This window comes from Streptococcus australis (assembly GCF_040226615.1).
Taxonomy (GTDB): domain Bacteria; phylum Bacillota; class Bacilli; order Lactobacillales; family Streptococcaceae; genus Streptococcus; species Streptococcus australis_E.
The window spans coordinates 137,978-153,822 of the sequence record NZ_JBCOAT010000001.1 but is presented as its reverse complement, the minus strand read 5'-3'; the positions used below and the strand labels follow the sequence as shown (position 1 = coordinate 153,822).

Sequence of the window (15,845 nt, the reverse complement as noted above, 5' to 3'; positions counted from 1 at the left end):
TATGAAATTCCATGAATTTGGTGATAGGAATTTGCCTCCTATCTTACTGATACATGGCGGTGGTAGTTCTTGGTGGAATTATCTTCGTCAAGCGCGGATCTTGTCAGAAGACTACCGTGTTATTCTACCCACTTTGAATGGCCACGGCGAAGAATATCACATCGATTATGTTTCTACGGAAGATTCTGCTTTGGAGATCCTAGACTATATCAAAGCAAACTATGGTGGGAAGTTGTTTGCGATCGGTGGCGTTTCACTTGGTGGTCAAATTGCTATGGAGCTTTTATCATTAGACAGCAAGATAGCTGAGAAGGCCATCATAGATGGAAGTCTTTGTATTCCTCAACCAAGGTTAGGTAAAATCAGCATCTTTCTAGTAGCTCTATTTGGTAAACTGATGTTCAGTAAATTCTCTTGCAAACTTCAATTAAGCATGATGGACAAACTCTATCCTAAACTGGCTTATCCAGAGGAGATAAAAGCTTATTATTTGGAGGATCTGCCAAGGACACCTATCAAAACATTGGTGACCATTTACAAAACCTATATGGGACGTTACAAGCTCAAGGACACGATTTCTGCTAGCAAGGCGCAGGTTCTGTATATCTATGGTGAAAAAGAATTGAACTGTGTGAAAGCATCAGCGAAATTATTTCAGCAGCTACATCCAAATACGATTTTGTATGAAGCAAAGGGCTATAACCATGGCTATCTATCGGCTTACCTTCCTCAAGAGTGGATTGATTTGGTGGTACCATTTTTAAAGAGTGACCTATTGAAAATTTGATATGCTGTAAGGAGGATTCTTATGCTAGGGGCAATAGTAGGAGACATTGTAGGTTCTGTTTACGAATGGGGCAATATTAAAACGAAAGACTTTCCATTATTTCGTGAGGATTGTTTTTTCACAGACGATACGGTTATGACCTGTGCTGTTGCTGAAGCCATCATGAACGGTGGTCAGAAGGATGACTTTATTGATGCCATGAAGAAATATGGTAGAATGTATCCCGATGCTGGGTACGGGCCTAGGTTTAATACATGGATTCAAAGCAATGATTGTTCCCCTTATAATAGCTTTGGCAATGGCTCTGCAATGCGTGTTTCTCCTTGTGCTTGGATGATGGATTGTGGTTTCTATGCACGAACAGGTACTTGGCCATCTAGTAGAAATCTTGCGAGAATTTCTGCAGAGGTGACTCATAATCATCCAGAGGGTGTCAAAGGGGCAATGGCGACGTCTGATGCTATCTTTCTGTGTCGTTATTACTTTGGAGGCTACTGTGGCGACTACGAGCAACCAATCAATGATGATCCGGCAGAATGTAAGAGACGCATCAAGGAATACATAGAGAAAGAGTACGGATATAACCTTTCTCCATCACTCGATGACATTCGTCCTAATTATCATTTCAACGAAACCTGTCAGGATACGGTACCTCAAGCCATCATTGCTTTTTTTGAAAGTACAGATTTTGAAGATGCTATTCGAAATGCCATCTCTCTTGGTGGGGATAGTGATACTCTTGGTGCCATCACAGGGAGTATAGCAGAGGCTGCTTATGGTATACCTGATTGGATTAAGAAAAAGGCCTATACCTATCTAGATGAGCCTTTAAAGGATGTCCTCAGACGATGGGAAGAAACGGTTGTAATAAAATAATAGATAGGCGTTATGCGGACCGATACTGAATGACAGAGGGTTATCGATGGTTATATTGGAATTGTATCAAGGTGATTATAAAAAAGATTTAGTCGTGTTTGATTCTTTAGAAGAGGGAAGAGCCTTTGTAGCGCAAATCCCGGGATATACTTTAGAAAAAGAAGATAGTTTTGATGTGGAGTATTTTAATCCAAAAAATCTACCGGATTATATGGAGATTGTCTTCAATGGAAATATTGTCCCTTTATCTAGATTTTCGTTTAATTCTGAGGAAAATGTGGACATTATTTGGAAAGAAATTTCGAATCTATCCGTTAAAAATGATAAAGTGATCGAAGGATATTCAAAAATCGATGCGTATGTCGTTAACAACGATGAAGTGAAAGCCTATGTCGAAGCAAGAGAAGCGAACTATCGCAAGGCAAAAGACTTCTTAGAACGCTGTGGATATGAAGTTGACAGAAGCTTTTTCGGAAGTGAAGACGGCGAAGCGATTCTCTACAGAAAACGTGGCGCTGAAGATTGGCACTTCTTATGCCACTTAGACCCGCTGTTTGTAGAGATTGAAGATGTCGAAGAATATGTGAAAGAAGCGATGGAAGATATTCAATAGTCAAACAAAGTTCTTTGTGAGTGTATGCCACTGCTTGAGTAGACGGACTGAGCAGTAAAGAGAAACATCTAGCACTATCTAGCTTCTTAAGGAGAAATATCTATCATGAAAATGGAAATCGGGAAAACCTATCTTGTAAAATAAGATTATCGCATTAATTCCTCAAGATATGATTAAACGGATTCCATTTTTTTGTTAGAAAACATGCTATCACGCGTACAATTAAGAGAATTTCTCTTGAGTATCCGGAATTGTACTCTGTTGCTGAACAAGAAGGCCAACTTCCAGAAAAAGAAGCTCAAGAATTGCGACAAATTCTTACAGATATTTTCCAAGAGAAAATGAACAAGCATAAGATTAAATAAGTTATGAGATTTAGAAATAAGATGTCGATTGAACATTAGGAGTTGAGAATGGCAATTGATGGCGTTAAAATCATTGACAGTGATCAAGGGTATGACATTTACAATGAGGTAGTTGGTCGCTATAGAGACGGTGAACATGTAGCGAATATCATCAAGGATATCCTCGATGCGGAGAAAGATTACTGTCAAACAGACTTTTTTACAGAGATTTATTGGACTGCTCTTGCCTACTCACTGTGGAAGATTGGTCACCTGACAGACGATATCAGAGATAAAACCTTGGAGCTTATCAAAAAAGGGGCTGATCCATTTTGGTTGGAAATAGATTCAAAGGCTTTGAAGCAAAGGCAAAAGTTCTTGGATAAACTTGCTATCCAGTTGCAAACTGAAAATCCTATGCCTCTAAAGGTCCCTAAAGCCAAAACTAAACGCAAACCTTATTTTGAAGAAGGAGATCTCCTTGCTGTTAAGTTCCAAGATGAGTATGGTCTTGTCTTTGTATCTATGGTTGAGCAGAGTCCTAGAAAGCTTGAGTATCATTTGGCTTGCACACATCTCTTACAAACAAAAAAGCCCTCCATCGATGATTTTTTGACCAGTCAAATCTCCTGTAAGATGGACAATACAAAGTTTGCTCTCGTTACAGATTGCTGGTTCAATCACAAAGATTTAGGGCAATTATTAGAAAATATTGAAAAAATTGGACAGGTGAAACTTAGACCTTTTAGTCTTTGGATGTTGGCACCTGCCCAAAATTTAGAAGATATTTATGAAGAAATCACTAGAGATAAAGGTTCCTCTGGCCTTCGATTCATCGAAACCTATAAACTTATCGACGATATTTTTCCAGTTTAATGCTTATGTGATAAAGGGGGAAATGGTGAATCATTCCCACATGCTATGTTGGGCTCTGACTCCATAGCTATCAATCGAACCATCTGAATTGAACTTGGATTCAATACGGTATCTTTTCCAGAGGTCGTAATCTGCTGTTTGGATGGTTAGGATAAAGTTGTTATCCTTATCAGAGACGTTATAATCAGCTGGATTGACTTCAAAGATATCGATTAATTTTCGTGTTTGAAAATCTTGGAGCTTGAGATTTGCTAGCTTGACATGATTGATGGAAATTTCTTCTAGTTGCTTGTTATCCTTAGGTGATCTGTAATAGGTGATGATGCAGTTTTTGAGCTGATCAGTATCTTTACCTGTGGGGGCAAGGCTCATAAAGCCAAAGGATTGATTATCCCGCTTGACTTCGAGAAGCTGACCGTAGTAGAAGTGGTCGTTTTTGGGATTGGTGATGGAGCTCTCTGCGCCTTTATCTCCAAAGGTATAGCCTTGGTCTAAAAGCTCGGAAGCCTTGGTCTCCCCGATAATGACAGTGGTATCTTGAATGGTTACTGGAACGGGTTGAGCTGGAAGGCCACTCATCATCATGCAAAACATAAAAACATAACTCGTTAAAAAAGCTGTCCCGATAAAAGCGTTGGTTGATGCATAGACATGACTGTTATGAAAGTTTTTGCTTATAGCTAATACGATAAATTTCCCAATACTTTTTAAAACCATACTAACAAGTACGATAAAAAATTGTTTTTTCAAACATTCATAAACTGCTTGAGGAAAGCTCTTGCCATGATAGTAGAAGCCAGCCAATACGAGTAGATTTACGATTAAATAGATTAGCAAGAACCAATGAATCTCTTTAAGGGCATTAGCATCAGTGGTTTCTTCATAGTCAACGTGAATTCTTCCTTGAACAGCTTGGCCAAGTTTATAGATCCATTTTGGGACATCTTTCCCTTGTCTGACCGCAACTACGAGTCTGATATAGAGATAGATAGTAAAGGATAAGGATAGAAAGAAAAGAGCATAAAACCCTAAAACAATACTAGTGAACATGACTATTCCCTCTATTTAACATTCAATAAAACAATTTCTTAGCTCCATTATAGCATTTTCTATAAAATAGAGCTAAAAACATCAGTATTATCCTACAAGATTCAAAGGAGAAAAATCATGGGAATGATTGCCAATTATCAATATTTACCAGACAATGAATTAGAACAAATAAAATGTCTTTCTAACCAAGAAGATGATTTGTTAGATTTTGCTGAGGATTCCGCTGATACTCATGATATCTTAATAGATATTGACAAAATGTGGGATGCTCTTCTCTTTGTTATGACAGGATTTAGTAGTTCAGAATTTTTGGATGACAATCCCTTGAGAGAAGCGGTTTTAGGGGTGACTCCTCTAGAGGATGTATCTGAATATATCGCCTATACTGAAAAATCGAGAATTTCGGCTATCAGTCAAGCTTTAGAAGAATTTGATATGGACAAGGCTTTGAAAGACTTTAGTATGGAAGCATGCAAGAAAGCCGACTTGTATCCTGATATTTGGGATTATCTTGAGGAAGAGGAAGAAATCAAGGATGATATTTTAACCTGCTTTGTCAAAATGAAAGCCTTTTACAAGGAAATCTTAAACCACAAGGGGAATGTCTTAGTGACCATTTGTTAAGGTTTTTATATTCCATTAGAAAGGTAGCCCCATGAATCCATTTCTAGAAAAGTATATTACTTTAAAAAATCAATACATGGAACAAGATGGAAATTCTTCCAGTGTTGCGGCACTCTATGATTTAGCTGATGAATTAGCTAAGTCTGAGAATTTAGAAGCTAAAAAAGTCTTAGTTGACCTCTATGACCAATTGGGTCTCTACACTAGTGCCTATAGCTTATTTACCGAAATCTTAGATAAACCAGACCGAAAACAATTAAAGAAACTGAGCCGTTTACAAGAAATGAGTCAGAGTCATGGCGATCGTTTTGCCCTTCCTCGTCCTCTAAGAAAAGAAGAGAAGAAGCAAAGACAGGACTTGTTAAAAAACTTGCCACATTTTCTCTATCATCCAGATCCCTTAGCTACAGGTTCATTTGTTGAAGGAGAAGCCAAGCTTTGTCCATCTTGTGGGAAAGAAAGTAATGTTTATTATGCTCTTAGACCCTATAGTATTGAAGAGATAGTACATCTCTACCCAACTTGTATTGCAAACGGTCAAGCAGCTAAGAAATTCGATGCGGAATTTATCCAAGATGCCGAGTGGCAGGGTGAATTGGATCCAGAAAAGAATCAGCTGCTTTTTTGTCAGACCCCAGGCTACTCTAGTTGGCAGGGAGAATATTGGCTTTCTTGTTGCCAAGATTATTGTGCTTACTTGGGTACAGTTGGAACTCGAGAATTGAAGGATATGGGAATCGCTGAGCAAGTCTTGGCAGACTATGAAGCGCGTGAAGAATATCAAGAGATAGAAGACTACTTGGTCAAAGACGGGCCTATCTGTGGTTATTTGTTTAGATGTCTCCATTGTCAAAAATACCAGATCTGGGTCGATGCAGATTAAATCGAAATGTGATTAGCTATGAAAATTAAAGAGAAGACTATGGAAGAACTAGAATTATTCGAAGCCGCCTCCAAAGATTTATTTGATACTATGCAGGGATTTAAAGACAATCTATCTGTTCAATTTCCCCTATTAGATAGTGATAACTGGCAGTATGACAAGGGATCGATAAAAGTTTGTAAGGCTGATGAGTCAGGATTCAAAAAAAGATGTAGGGTCGGAATTAGCTACAACTTGAAAGTCTCCCTATTAAACGAAGATGCCGAGCAAATCTGGTTACTGTTTAAAGACTTTTTTTGGTTTGCGAATTTGACCAAATCGAAAGAAATTCCAATAACGAAGATTTGGGAAGATATGATTTTTCAGCAAGTTCTCCTCTTGGAGATCAGGTAGATTGTTCCATTTATTTGCCTAATGAGTGGAATATCCCTCAGATTAGCTTTTCAGGCTATCTAACAGCTCGTTATAGGGCTTGTGATCTTGATAAATAGCAAGAATAAGATGGAGGTTTTTAGAGATGAGAAAGATTAATTGGGACAAGATAAAGACTCGCTTAGATGCCTTGCTAGTCATTGACGAATATCTGACAGATCCGAGTGAGGATTGGCTCAGACTCGTGATTAAGACTGAGGAAGACTATGGAGTCCGCTATCTTATTGATAATGGATCTGGTGATTCTTTAGATGTGATTTTGACTGATAAAATGATCCTTATAAAAGGCTTTGATCATGAAAGTAGTTTAAGCCAGTTTGGTGCTGACGAGTGGAATCAAGATATCATCGATAGTTTTTATAAAGGACTGGATGAAAAGTATGTCTCACTTTATTCAGAAGAACAAAAAGATGAAACAACCTTCTTTATCTGGTATGGCGGTCACGCGCATCAACAGACTTACCAAGATCAGGATGGCGGAGAATGGTTGCTATCTTACCTCTTTGATAGCTTTGAGAGATTTCATGAGTTTGTAACTGACTATTATGAAATTACCGTAGATGAAGCCTTGTTAAGTAAACTATACAATCATGGATATCTTTCAGAAGTAGAATTGGAGCAATTAATTCATAATTCCTAGATTAGATAAAAAATCAGTCTTATTCTTATTTGGATAGGCCCTTAAAGCGATGGGATAAGTACATCTCAGTAAACTAATATGTACAGTGAGAAAGGATTTCCCTATGGGATTTTTCGATAGATTTAAAAAGAGAGATGATAGTTATAAAAGAGAAAAAGTTATAGAGGTTATCACAAATATTTTAAAAGATATTCACTTAAAAAATTATGAAGATATAAAGAATTATGTTGACGAATCTGAGATTGACGATTTAAATGAATTCTTTGGATATGTTGAAAAAACACTTGAATTAAATGATTTTGACACGATTGATGAATATGGAGTGGCATGTAATTTCCATCCACCTTATGAGTATTCTCAATTGGAGATTTATGATTATAATGACCATTCTGGGTTTGCCGTTGACTATGAGATGACTTCTAATTCAGAATTAGTGGATATGACCCTTCAATTAGAATTTTTATATACCAAAGATAGCTATAGGGTGAGATTTCTTAATATTGATTCAGATTAGTAAGGACCCACATGTTAAAATCGAATAAGCTAATTATTTTTTTAATTTCCCTACCCTTTCTGATGGTCATTGTTTTCTATTCTCTTAGTGATCATCCTGGATATAGTGATGATGGGAATTTCGTCAGAAATCATGAGGCTACTATTAAGGAGGAGATCATCGCACACTTAGCTCAGGAAAAGCAAGACATAAAATCTGTGACGCTCTTACCAAATACTGCTAGAGGAGAGTATGATAATGGTGGTGATGTTAGTGGAAATTACCATATCTATTTTACAGCCTACGTTGATCATAATCGCGAGCGAACGATAAGCGTAGAACTATTCTTCCCAGATGCCAGCATTCCCCCTTTCACCTTGTTTCCTCCCAATCCTTATAAAGACAAGGGCAAAAAGATGTCCAATTGGTTGATGGGGAATATTGAAGTATCGGAAGAAACCTCTAAATAGAAATAAGAATAAGTAATAATGAATAGAATAGTAGATGATCAGATCACTCTTATACCTTATTATAGGAATGATGCCATCTCCCTTCTTTGGTATCAAGATAGTGATGTTTGCAAACAAGTGGATAATACTGATCAGATTTACGATATTACAAAACTTCATAAAATGTATGATTATCTAACTTCACATGGTTCTTGCTTTTATATCCAATATGAGGGAGTGTTAGTTGGAGATGTGACTCTTCAAGATAATTCAGAGCTTTCTATAGTGATCAGCAAAGAGTATCAGAATTTACAGATCGGAAGACGGTGTATTTCTGAAATGATACAGATGGCCAAAGAGAAAGAAATGGTTAGGGTAACTGCTCAAATTTATCCTTTTAATACTCAAAGTCAAAGAATGTTTTTGGCTTTGGGATTTCAGAAAGTAGATGAAGAGTGGTATGAATATAAGTTGATTTAGGAAAGCTGTGTATTATTTTATGTATTTAAATAATAGTCCGTATTTTATATACTAAAGAATATTAAAGTGAGAATAAACTCATTAAAAACATATAATTGAAATAGGAGAAGAAATTATCTATCTTCTATGTCTGTAACCGTTTTTTCTGCTATAATAATACTAGATAGTAATACGGGAGTTTATCATGGTTACAAAACGGTTTTTGAAAAATGTTATTGTTGCGATAGTCTCGGTTTTTATGTTCTTGGTCGTTGTTCAAGGGGCCCAAGCTCAGCAAACTGGACTCGATTACCAGAGTCTTCATCTACTGCCTTTTAATGGCAATAAGCAGCTAGTACTGGGGGATTTTGATCATTTGGGTCGTGCAACCTCCGCTCATATTCAGCTGCAGGACAAGGATGAGCCAAAGAAAAAAAGAGAACCACGTCTCAGCTATAATCCGGTTGGCTGGCACAATTATAAGATTGCTTATGGAAATAAAGGAAAGAAGGCCTGGTTGTTCCATAGAGGGCATTTGATCGGCTATCAGTTTAGCGGTCTGACCAATGAAGGGAAAAATCTGGTTCCTCTAACTGCCTGGACCAATACGGGGAATTATAAAGGGACAGCAGATAGCAATGTGGAGGGCATGCTCTACTACGAGAAACGACTCGATAGCTGGCTATCCACCCACCCCAATTATTGGCTGGACTACAAGGTGACTCCGGTCTATACGGGGGATGAATTAATTCCTCGGCAGGTGACCTTGCAATATGTAGGAATTGATCGAGATGGCAACCTTCTACCAATCAATTTAAGTAGTCCCAAAGAGTCAGTAGATGCTTATGGGATCACCACCGTTACCTTGGACAACTACTCTAAGAATGCGACCATTGACTATCTCAAGGGGACTGCCAAGCCATCTTTAGTGCCGACAGAACCAAGTAGTCAACCTCAACCTGCTAGTCCTTCTGTAGAGACGCAACCAAGTCAAGCCCCTCAACCGAGTCAAGCAGTAGAGCCAGCTCAGCCAGTCCAACCTGTCGAGCCTGCAGCACCAATTCCTCAACTAGCTCCAGTTGTTTATGTGGCCAGAAATGGGAGTGCGGATGTTTATTGGTATTCTAAAGATAGCATGCCACGAAATACCAACTTTGCGAAAGTAGTTGAAATGTCAGAAGAGCAAGCGCTAAGTCTTGGAAAGCGGCATACAAGTAAGGAATGAGTATAAGTTATTATGATAATGAGAAAGCCCAATCGCTGGGCTCTTTGTGTAGGGTAAGTACTAAATAGGAGAACTAAAATGATTGAAAATATGCTATAATAATAGGACGGAGGTAGAATATGACCTTAGATATAGATAAAGAAAAAATGATGATTATGGGTGTGATTTTTGACAACAAAAAGGTTTTTAAGAGCGTCTGGTTTGCTCTGAGCACCAATATGATTGAAGGATGGCATCCCACGGTAGAAGACGTGGAGCGACTGAGAGAAGAGGCAGTTGCATTAGGAGTTGGATAATGGTCAGAAAAATATATGATGGGTATGATTATATAGACCCTGATAATTTATACACCTATCCCCATTCATCTGTTCTCATAAATAAATTTAATGAGAAAAATGATAATAAAGCACGAGAATTAGAATATCGTTTAGTAGCAAGCCAAAGTTTAAAACTGTTTATTAATCCAATTGAAGTAAATACTGTTTCAGATATTTTAAAGATTCATAAGTTTCTTTTTGAAGGAATGTATACTTGGGCAGGTCAATACCGTCAAGTAAATATCTCTAAAAGTGGAAATGCTTTTATGCCAGTTCAGTCTTTTGATATGGCAGAAAAATTTTTAAATACCTTGCTTTCAAACTATTTACTTAACGCAAATAATAAAATTGAGATTTGTAAAAGTTTAGCTGAGATATTAGATAATCTAAATTATTTTCACCCATTTCGAGAAGGAAATGGTCGTACTCAACGAGAAGTTATCCGTTCTTTAGCTTTGATGAAAGGGTATGAATGTGAAATTTCAATTGGTTTAGATGATGATATCTATCACTTATATATGGATGGAACAGTTTATGGAGATACTAGTAAGCTCGAACAACTGTTCAATAAACTATTAACAGAAATATAGATCTGTAGTATATTTTAGTAGGAAACAGTATAAAGTGATGCTTATAAGGTAAAGTCATTGCTTCAACAAAAATCTTTAAGCCCAATTGCTGGGCTTTTTGTTTTGCAATACAATTATAAAAAGTGAGTAATCTAAAATGATCTCTCAGAATCTTGCAAACGTTTTTATAAAGTAGTATACTAGAAATAGTTTATGGAATCGTTTGCATAAATTGGTAAATGATGAAAAGAGAGTATAGTAGGAGACGAGACAGATGGAATTAACAGCGATTTATCACAGGCCTGAATCGGAGTACGCCTATCTTTATAAGGACGGCCAGCTTCACATTCGCATCCGGACCAAGAAAGAAGATATCAAACGAATTGTCTTGCACTATGGGGATCCCTTTATTTTTATAGAGGATCTTTATGAGGCAACTAAGGAAATGGACAAGGTGACGACAGACGACCTCTTTGATTATTGGCAAGTGTCGGTATCTGTCCGCCATGCCCGGATCCAGTACCTCTTTGAATTAGAGGACACAGCGGGAGAGAAGGTCTTGTACGGAGATCGGGGTGTGGCAGCCTACAACAAGGAGAACCTGGACTTCGTCATGAACGGTTTTAAGCTTCCCTTTATCCATGAGATTGATGGGTGTGCTGTTCCAGATTGGGTGGCTCAGACGGTTTGGTACCAAATCTTTCCTGAGCGCTTTGCCAATGGGAATCCAGCCATTTCCCCAGAAGGTGTTCGTCCTTGGGATGCCTCTATTGCTCCTCAAGTATTGGATTTCTTTGGTGGTGATTTGCAAGGGATCATCGATCACTTGGACTATTTGCAGGATCTAGGGATTACAGGGCTCTATCTTTGCCCGATTTTTGAATCGCCGAGCAATCACAAGTACGATACCATTGATTATTTTGAAATTGATCGACATTTTGGAGATAAGGAGACCTTCCGCCAGCTAGTGAAAGAGGCCCATGCGCGTGGGATGAAGATCATGCTGGATGCCGTCTTCAACCATATTGGCTATGATTCACCCCAATGGCAGGATGTGGTCATATACGGGGAGGATTCGATTTACAAGGACTGGTTCCATATCAAAGAGTTCCCTGTCTCCTCAGAAAATCTGTGGAATAGTCGCAACTTATCTTACCATGCTTTTGCCTTTGCGGGCTTTATGCCTAAGCTCAATACGGCTAATCCTGAGGTGAAGGCCTATCTCTTGAAGGTGGCGACTTACTGGATTGAAGAGTTTGATATTGATGCTTGGCGACTGGATGTGGCCAATGAGATCGACCATCAATTCTGGCGGGATTTCCGTAAAGCGGTCTTGGCCAAGAAGCCGGATCTCTATATCCTCGGGGAAATCTGGCATTCGTCCCAACCTTGGCTCAAGGGCGATGAGTTCCATGCGGTGATGAACTATCCCCTCTCTGAAAGTATCAAGGATTATTTCCTGCGGGGGCATAAGGAGACGCAACGCTTCATTTGGGAAATCAATAGCCAGTCTATGTACTACAGGCAGCAGATTTCTGAGGTTATGTTTAACCTCTTAGACTCGCATGATACAGAGCGCATCTTGACGACGGCAAAAGGGGATCTTCCATCTGTCAAGTCTGCTCTCGCCTTCCTCTATCTGCAACGGGGTACGCCCTGTATTTATTATGGAACGGAGCTAGCCCTCATCGGTGGTCCAGATCCAGATTGCCGCCGTGTCATGCCCTGGGATCGCGTGTCAGTGGACAATGACATGCTAAACTTTATGAAGGAATTGATCCAGCTCCGAAAAGAAGTAGCGGGCATGATTCAGTATGGTAAAGTGAGTCTGAAAGAAGTAGAGCCAGATGTGGTGGTAGTAGAATGGCAATATGAGGGTCAGATTCTCAAAGCCTACTTTAACCACTCGAAGACAGACTTTGTCTTAGAAAGAGGACAGGCAGATCTGATGAGTCTTGGAAGCATTTCCGATGATCGCTTGATCATTCAGCCAAATGGCTTTGTTATTTATAGGGAAAATTAGTAAGAAAGAGAGTGGGACAGAAATCGGTAATTCGTTAGAATTCGATTTCGTAGTCCCACCTCCGCACAGTTGAGTAGGGTCATAAAAGCTGGTGAAATCAGCGTAGTAGAGCCCACTCAACCACTGCGTCTTGCTCGACAATCCAAAGACAAATGAGAGGCTAGGACTTTTGTCCCAGCCTCTTTATATAAATGGTTTCTTTATTTGTGCCCTTATATTATAATGGGAGATGAGAAAGGGGGAGCCGGCGATGAAGATCTTAGCAAACAATCCTATTTCGGTTAAAAAAAGAATGATAGAATTTCTATTCGATTATCTTTTCATTCTAGCTTATTTACTTCTTCTGTTTTTAGGTTCTATGCTTATTTACATCATTTTTTTTAATGGTGTCCCAGAGTTTATAGAAATTCAGTCGCAGTGGCTTGTATTTTTCACCTCTGTTTTGCCAATCATGCTCCTGTTCACATTCTTGGATTATGCAAAAAATGGGAGTTTGGGGAAGGTAAAAGCGGGATTTGAACTGGTCTACCAGAAAAAAACAGTGCAGGCAAGCTTGATTAGAAATGTCATCAAATTTTTACCTTGGCAACTCGGTCATATGGGCACGATTCATGGCTTCTATAGTGATTTTGATATGTTATCCATTAGCCTCTCTATTTCGGCGACTTCACTCGCAGTCTCCTTACTGGCAATGACGGTGTTTCGGAAAGATAAGAGGCATCTAGGAGATCTGCTAGCCCATACGCAAGTCCAACCAAAAGAAGAATAGGGTACAGATTGTTTATCCTATCCTATCCTTAAAGAAAAAGACAAATATAGTAAGGAAGTATTTGTATGAATGAGACCGTAGAGTTTACAATATTTTTTTATTAAGAACAAAATAACAAATTAATTTGACTAAAAACAAGTAAAGGTATTCATTATGAAAAAATTTTTGATATTTATTTTTGCGATTTTTGTATTGTTGATAGGAATGTTCGCTATTATGTATAATGGATATATTAAAGCTTATGAAGAAGCTCATAATCATTCGAGTTATTCATGGACAAAAGAAACTTATCCTGTAGAAAAATACTCTAATCCAATTGATGAATATAATGATAATTTCGAATTATTATTTAATTTGCTTGTTAAAAAACTTTTTTCTCCAACTTTAGTAGAAAAAGAATTTAAAAGGGCATATGAAACAGCTAAAAATCTGTCAGCGGATTCTCCTATTTCGATGCAGGCTATAAAAGATAAAATAAAGATTTATAATTATTCTGAAGGCGCCAACCAGTACGCTGTATATAAGCTTAATATAGACTGGAAAGAGCAGGCTGTTTTAGCAGCAAAATCACTTCAAAAGTATCGTTATTCAAAAGAAAAGTTAGCAGAGCAACTGATAAATGTTGAACTATTTACTCAAGAAGAGGCTGATTATGCTGTAGAACAAGTAAATTTCGATTGGAAGGAGAATGCTGTGAAAGAAGCGGAATCTTATGTAAGAGGTGGCAAGATTACGAAAGAAAAGATGTTAGAAATACTTGTTGAAAATAGAAAATTTACTCAAGAGGAAGCCGAGTACGCAATAGAGCATGCTAAAATTGATTGGTCGAATTAAACAATACTTCTAGTGTTGATCTGAAGAACCTAAAAGAGTCTAATGAATCTAAAATAACTAGGATAGAAAATTAATAAAAAGTGGCATGATGATGATTAAAACACGATTACTATCTATAATCGCTAGTTGAACAGTGACTATTACTTAAAGCAAAAAGGAGATGCTCCACAATAAATTGGAGATTAATAAACTTCATATGATTTAACGATTAAGAGATAGATGAGGGATGGCTTACCCTTGTTCTATTTTTCAGTTCCTTTAATTGTACTTTCCCCCTACAGAGGTGTATAATGTGTCCTTAGGTAAAGAAATTAGTAGAATAAGGAGATGGATATGGAATTAAAAGATTTTACAGAAAAAGAACAAGAACAAATCAACCAAGGTTTGAGTACAGCTGAGATTTCTGATAAAGAAGCGGCGAAGAAGTTGCTCGCTCTTGTCCCGCAAGAATGGATCAAGCGTATTCCTTTCTTTGTCAGAGGGCATGCAACAACAAAGACCATCGAACGTGTAGCTATGCACTATCCTGAACTCTATGCCGTGGCCAAGCGTCAAGGAGACCTTCCTGAAAAAGAACGGGAAGAATTGCGTGTCATTATGACAGCTATCTTTGAAGAAAAGATGAACAAACATAAGATTAAATAATCTTTTATAATACTTTGTTATTTTTTATCTCACAATTGAATGAGTGATTGCAGTTGAAAGATTGCAGTCACTTTTTTATTCACTAGCATAAAGACTTTTACACTAGTAAATAAAAATGAACAATATTTCATGATATAATACTGATGAAAGCAGTTTCATAGAGATGAAATATTCCATTGGAGAAAAACAAGTAAAGGTATTCATTATGAAAAAATTTTTGATAGTTATTTTTGCGATGGTTGGAATGATGGTAATATGGATAGCTTTTATGGTATATAGTTATCAAAGAAGTTATAATGAATGGCAAAATTCACATTCAGGATCAAAGGTAACCTATCCTGTACAAGAATACTCTTCTTCAAATTCTAGTACGAAGTATTATGATTATAAAAAATACTCTTCTTCAAGTTCTAGTAAGACTTCAAGTTCTAGTACGAAGTATTATGATTATAAAAATTCAAATAAATCTACAGATGCATATGTAAAAGCTCTCTTTTTGTCAGAAAATTCTCATTTATCGAAACAGAAAATTGAACAAGATCTAACAAGGTGGTATTCAGAGGATGCTTGCCAGTACGCTATGAATAAACTTAATATAGACTGGAAAGAGCAAGCTGTTTTAAAAGCAAAATCACTTCAAATGTTTCATTTTTCAAAAGAAATGTTAGTTTCGCAACTTATAAATGTTGAACTGTTTACTCAAGAAGAGGCTGACTATGCTATAGAACAAGTTAATTTCGATTGGAAGGAGGAAGCTGTGAAAAAAGTGGAAGCTATTGCAAACCCTGGAAACATGTCAAAAGAGGAGTTATTAGAATTACTTGTCAAAAAAAGAAAATTTACTCAAGAAGAAGCTGAGTACGCAATAGAACATGCTCAAGTAGATTGGTTGAATTAAACAATAATTTTAATTTTGATTTGAAGAACTTAAAAGAGG

At 37.5% G+C, this 15,845-nt stretch carries 19 protein-coding genes and 2 pseudogenes; 20 read left to right on the top strand and 1 reads right to left on the bottom strand.

All coding sequences use genetic code 11. The features are described from left to right. Position 1: 1 nt before the first annotated feature. The 5 genes and pseudogenes from ABT997_RS00770 to ABT997_RS00750 all read left to right on the top strand — a co-directional run bounded on the left by ABT997_RS00770 (position 2) and on the right by ABT997_RS00750 (position 3,496). Positions 2-787: an alpha/beta fold hydrolase gene (locus tag ABT997_RS00770; RefSeq protein WP_350018531.1), complete on the top strand. Its 786-nt coding sequence runs from the start codon at positions 2-4 to the stop codon at positions 785-787. 21 nt (positions 788-808) lie between these two features. Continuing rightward, positions 809-1,663: an ADP-ribosylglycohydrolase family protein gene (locus ABT997_RS00765; RefSeq protein WP_350018530.1), complete on the top strand. Its 855-nt coding sequence runs from the start codon at positions 809-811 to the stop codon at positions 1,661-1,663. Between the two features lie 46 nt (positions 1,664-1,709). Further along, positions 1,710-2,276, top strand: a complete 567-nt coding sequence (locus ABT997_RS00760; protein ID WP_350018529.1) for a hypothetical protein — start codon at positions 1,710-1,712, stop codon at positions 2,274-2,276. Between the two features lie 142 nt (positions 2,277-2,418). Further along, positions 2,419-2,641: pseudogene (locus ABT997_RS00755) on the top strand (hypothetical protein); the annotation flags it as partial. 48 nt (positions 2,642-2,689) lie between these two features. Continuing rightward, positions 2,690-3,496 (top strand): hypothetical protein, encoded by an 807-nt coding sequence (locus ABT997_RS00750; RefSeq protein WP_350018528.1) that lies wholly within the window; start codon positions 2,690-2,692, stop codon positions 3,494-3,496. Positions 3,497-3,526: 30 nt separating this feature from the next. Here the strand turns inward: ABT997_RS00750 and ABT997_RS00745 are convergent, their stop codons facing one another. Next, positions 3,527-4,546, bottom strand: a complete 1,020-nt coding sequence (locus ABT997_RS00745; RefSeq protein ID WP_350018527.1) for a hypothetical protein — start codon at positions 4,544-4,546, stop codon at positions 3,527-3,529. A gap of 117 nt (positions 4,547-4,663) precedes the next feature. Between ABT997_RS00745 and ABT997_RS00740 the strand changes: the two genes are divergently transcribed. From ABT997_RS00740 to ABT997_RS00670, 15 genes and pseudogenes are all read left to right on the top strand, one after another. Beyond that, positions 4,664-5,170 (top strand): YfbM family protein, encoded by a 507-nt coding sequence (locus ABT997_RS00740; protein ID WP_350018526.1) that lies wholly within the window; start codon positions 4,664-4,666, stop codon positions 5,168-5,170. A 31-nt stretch (positions 5,171-5,201) separates the two neighbouring features. Then, complete coding sequence (locus ABT997_RS00735) at positions 5,202-6,053, top strand: CbrC family protein (protein WP_350018525.1); 852 nt, start codon at positions 5,202-5,204, stop codon at positions 6,051-6,053. Positions 6,054-6,071: 18 nt separating this feature from the next. Next, a pseudogene (locus ABT997_RS00730) lies at positions 6,072-6,544 on the top strand (hypothetical protein). A 26-nt stretch (positions 6,545-6,570) separates the two neighbouring features. Continuing rightward, positions 6,571-7,125, top strand: coding sequence for a hypothetical protein (locus tag ABT997_RS00725; protein ID WP_350018524.1), 555 nt, complete (start codon positions 6,571-6,573; stop codon positions 7,123-7,125). Between the two features lie 103 nt (positions 7,126-7,228). Further along, the gene (locus tag ABT997_RS00720) at positions 7,229-7,639 is read left to right on the top strand and encodes a DUF7668 domain-containing protein (RefSeq protein ID WP_350018523.1); all 411 of its coding nucleotides are present in this window, start codon (positions 7,229-7,231) and stop codon (positions 7,637-7,639) included. An 11-nt stretch (positions 7,640-7,650) separates the two neighbouring features. Further along, the gene (locus tag ABT997_RS00715; RefSeq protein WP_350018522.1) at positions 7,651-8,088 is read left to right on the top strand and encodes a hypothetical protein; all 438 of its coding nucleotides are present in this window, start codon (positions 7,651-7,653) and stop codon (positions 8,086-8,088) included. A gap of 18 nt (positions 8,089-8,106) precedes the next feature. Continuing rightward, positions 8,107-8,547, top strand: a complete 441-nt coding sequence (locus ABT997_RS00710) for a GNAT family N-acetyltransferase (RefSeq protein ID WP_049483189.1) — start codon at positions 8,107-8,109, stop codon at positions 8,545-8,547. 184 nt (positions 8,548-8,731) lie between these two features. Continuing rightward, positions 8,732-9,751 carry a DNA/RNA non-specific endonuclease gene (locus tag ABT997_RS00705; RefSeq protein ID WP_350018521.1) on the top strand — a complete coding sequence of 340 codons (1,020 nt, stop codon included), beginning with the start codon at positions 8,732-8,734 and terminating at the stop codon, positions 9,749-9,751. 119 nt (positions 9,752-9,870) lie between these two features. Beyond that, on the top strand, positions 9,871-10,047 hold the full coding sequence (locus tag ABT997_RS00700; RefSeq protein ID WP_141760623.1) for a hypothetical protein: 177 nt from the start codon (positions 9,871-9,873) through the stop codon (positions 10,045-10,047). Then, positions 10,047-10,658 (top strand): Fic/DOC family protein, encoded by a 612-nt coding sequence (locus tag ABT997_RS00695; protein ID WP_023023568.1) that lies wholly within the window; start codon positions 10,047-10,049, stop codon positions 10,656-10,658. Before ABT997_RS00700 ends, ABT997_RS00695 begins: the two co-directional genes overlap by 1 nt. Before the next feature lie 253 nt (positions 10,659-10,911). Next, positions 10,912-12,660 carry a glycoside hydrolase family 13 protein gene (locus ABT997_RS00690; RefSeq protein WP_350018520.1) on the top strand — a complete coding sequence of 583 codons (1,749 nt, stop codon included), beginning with the start codon at positions 10,912-10,914 and terminating at the stop codon, positions 12,658-12,660. A gap of 229 nt (positions 12,661-12,889) precedes the next feature. Further along, positions 12,890-13,429 carry an RDD family protein gene (locus ABT997_RS00685; RefSeq protein WP_350018519.1) on the top strand — a complete coding sequence of 180 codons (540 nt, stop codon included), beginning with the start codon at positions 12,890-12,892 and terminating at the stop codon, positions 13,427-13,429. A gap of 153 nt (positions 13,430-13,582) precedes the next feature. Beyond that, positions 13,583-14,263, top strand: coding sequence for an Ltp family lipoprotein (locus ABT997_RS00680; RefSeq protein ID WP_350018518.1), 681 nt, complete (start codon positions 13,583-13,585; stop codon positions 14,261-14,263). A 333-nt stretch (positions 14,264-14,596) separates the two neighbouring features. Then, a complete protein-coding gene (locus ABT997_RS00675; protein ID WP_343093689.1) occupies positions 14,597-14,908 on the top strand; it encodes a hypothetical protein in 312 nt (103 codons plus the stop codon). A gap of 163 nt (positions 14,909-15,071) precedes the next feature. After that, entirely contained in the window at positions 15,072-15,806 is a 735-nt protein-coding gene (locus ABT997_RS00670; protein ID WP_314369653.1) for an Ltp family lipoprotein, read from the top strand. The last annotated feature ends 39 nt before the right edge of the window (positions 15,807-15,845 follow it).

Bases quoted from the DNA above. Each gene is read 5' to 3' on its own strand.
- ABT997_RS00715 (WP_350018522.1), top strand. From the start codon at position 7,651: ATGTTAAAATCGAATAAGCTAATTATTTTTTTAATTTCCCTACCCTTT.
- ABT997_RS00760 (WP_350018529.1), top strand. From the start codon at position 1,710: ATGGTTATATTGGAATTGTATCAAGGTGATTATAAAAAAGATTTAGTC.
- ABT997_RS00680 (WP_350018518.1), top strand. From the start codon at position 13,583: ATGAAAAAATTTTTGATATTTATTTTTGCGATTTTTGTATTGTTGATA.
- ABT997_RS00690 (WP_350018520.1), top strand. From the start codon at position 10,912: ATGGAATTAACAGCGATTTATCACAGGCCTGAATCGGAGTACGCCTAT.
- ABT997_RS00710 (WP_049483189.1), top strand. From the start codon at position 8,107: ATGAATAGAATAGTAGATGATCAGATCACTCTTATACCTTATTATAGG.
- ABT997_RS00750 (WP_350018528.1), top strand. From the start codon at position 2,690: ATGGCAATTGATGGCGTTAAAATCATTGACAGTGATCAAGGGTATGAC.
- ABT997_RS00735 (WP_350018525.1), top strand. From the start codon at position 5,202: ATGAATCCATTTCTAGAAAAGTATATTACTTTAAAAAATCAATACATG.
- ABT997_RS00695 (WP_023023568.1), top strand. From the start codon at position 10,047: ATGGTCAGAAAAATATATGATGGGTATGATTATATAGACCCTGATAAT.
- ABT997_RS00770 (WP_350018531.1), top strand. From the start codon at position 2: ATGAAATTCCATGAATTTGGTGATAGGAATTTGCCTCCTATCTTACTG.
- ABT997_RS00700 (WP_141760623.1), top strand. From the start codon at position 9,871: ATGACCTTAGATATAGATAAAGAAAAAATGATGATTATGGGTGTGATT.
- ABT997_RS00740 (WP_350018526.1), top strand. From the start codon at position 4,664: ATGGGAATGATTGCCAATTATCAATATTTACCAGACAATGAATTAGAA.
- ABT997_RS00765 (WP_350018530.1), top strand. From the start codon at position 809: ATGCTAGGGGCAATAGTAGGAGACATTGTAGGTTCTGTTTACGAATGG.
- ABT997_RS00705 (WP_350018521.1), top strand. From the start codon at position 8,732: ATGGTTACAAAACGGTTTTTGAAAAATGTTATTGTTGCGATAGTCTCG.
- ABT997_RS00745 (WP_350018527.1), bottom strand. From the start codon at position 4,546: ATGTTCACTAGTATTGTTTTAGGGTTTTATGCTCTTTTCTTTCTATCC.
- ABT997_RS00685 (WP_350018519.1), top strand. From the start codon at position 12,890: ATGAGAAAGGGGGAGCCGGCGATGAAGATCTTAGCAAACAATCCTATT.
- ABT997_RS00725 (WP_350018524.1), top strand. From the start codon at position 6,571: ATGAGAAAGATTAATTGGGACAAGATAAAGACTCGCTTAGATGCCTTG.
- ABT997_RS00720 (WP_350018523.1), top strand. From the start codon at position 7,229: ATGGGATTTTTCGATAGATTTAAAAAGAGAGATGATAGTTATAAAAGA.
- ABT997_RS00675 (WP_343093689.1), top strand. From the start codon at position 14,597: ATGGAATTAAAAGATTTTACAGAAAAAGAACAAGAACAAATCAACCAA.
- ABT997_RS00670 (WP_314369653.1), top strand. From the start codon at position 15,072: ATGAAATATTCCATTGGAGAAAAACAAGTAAAGGTATTCATTATGAAA.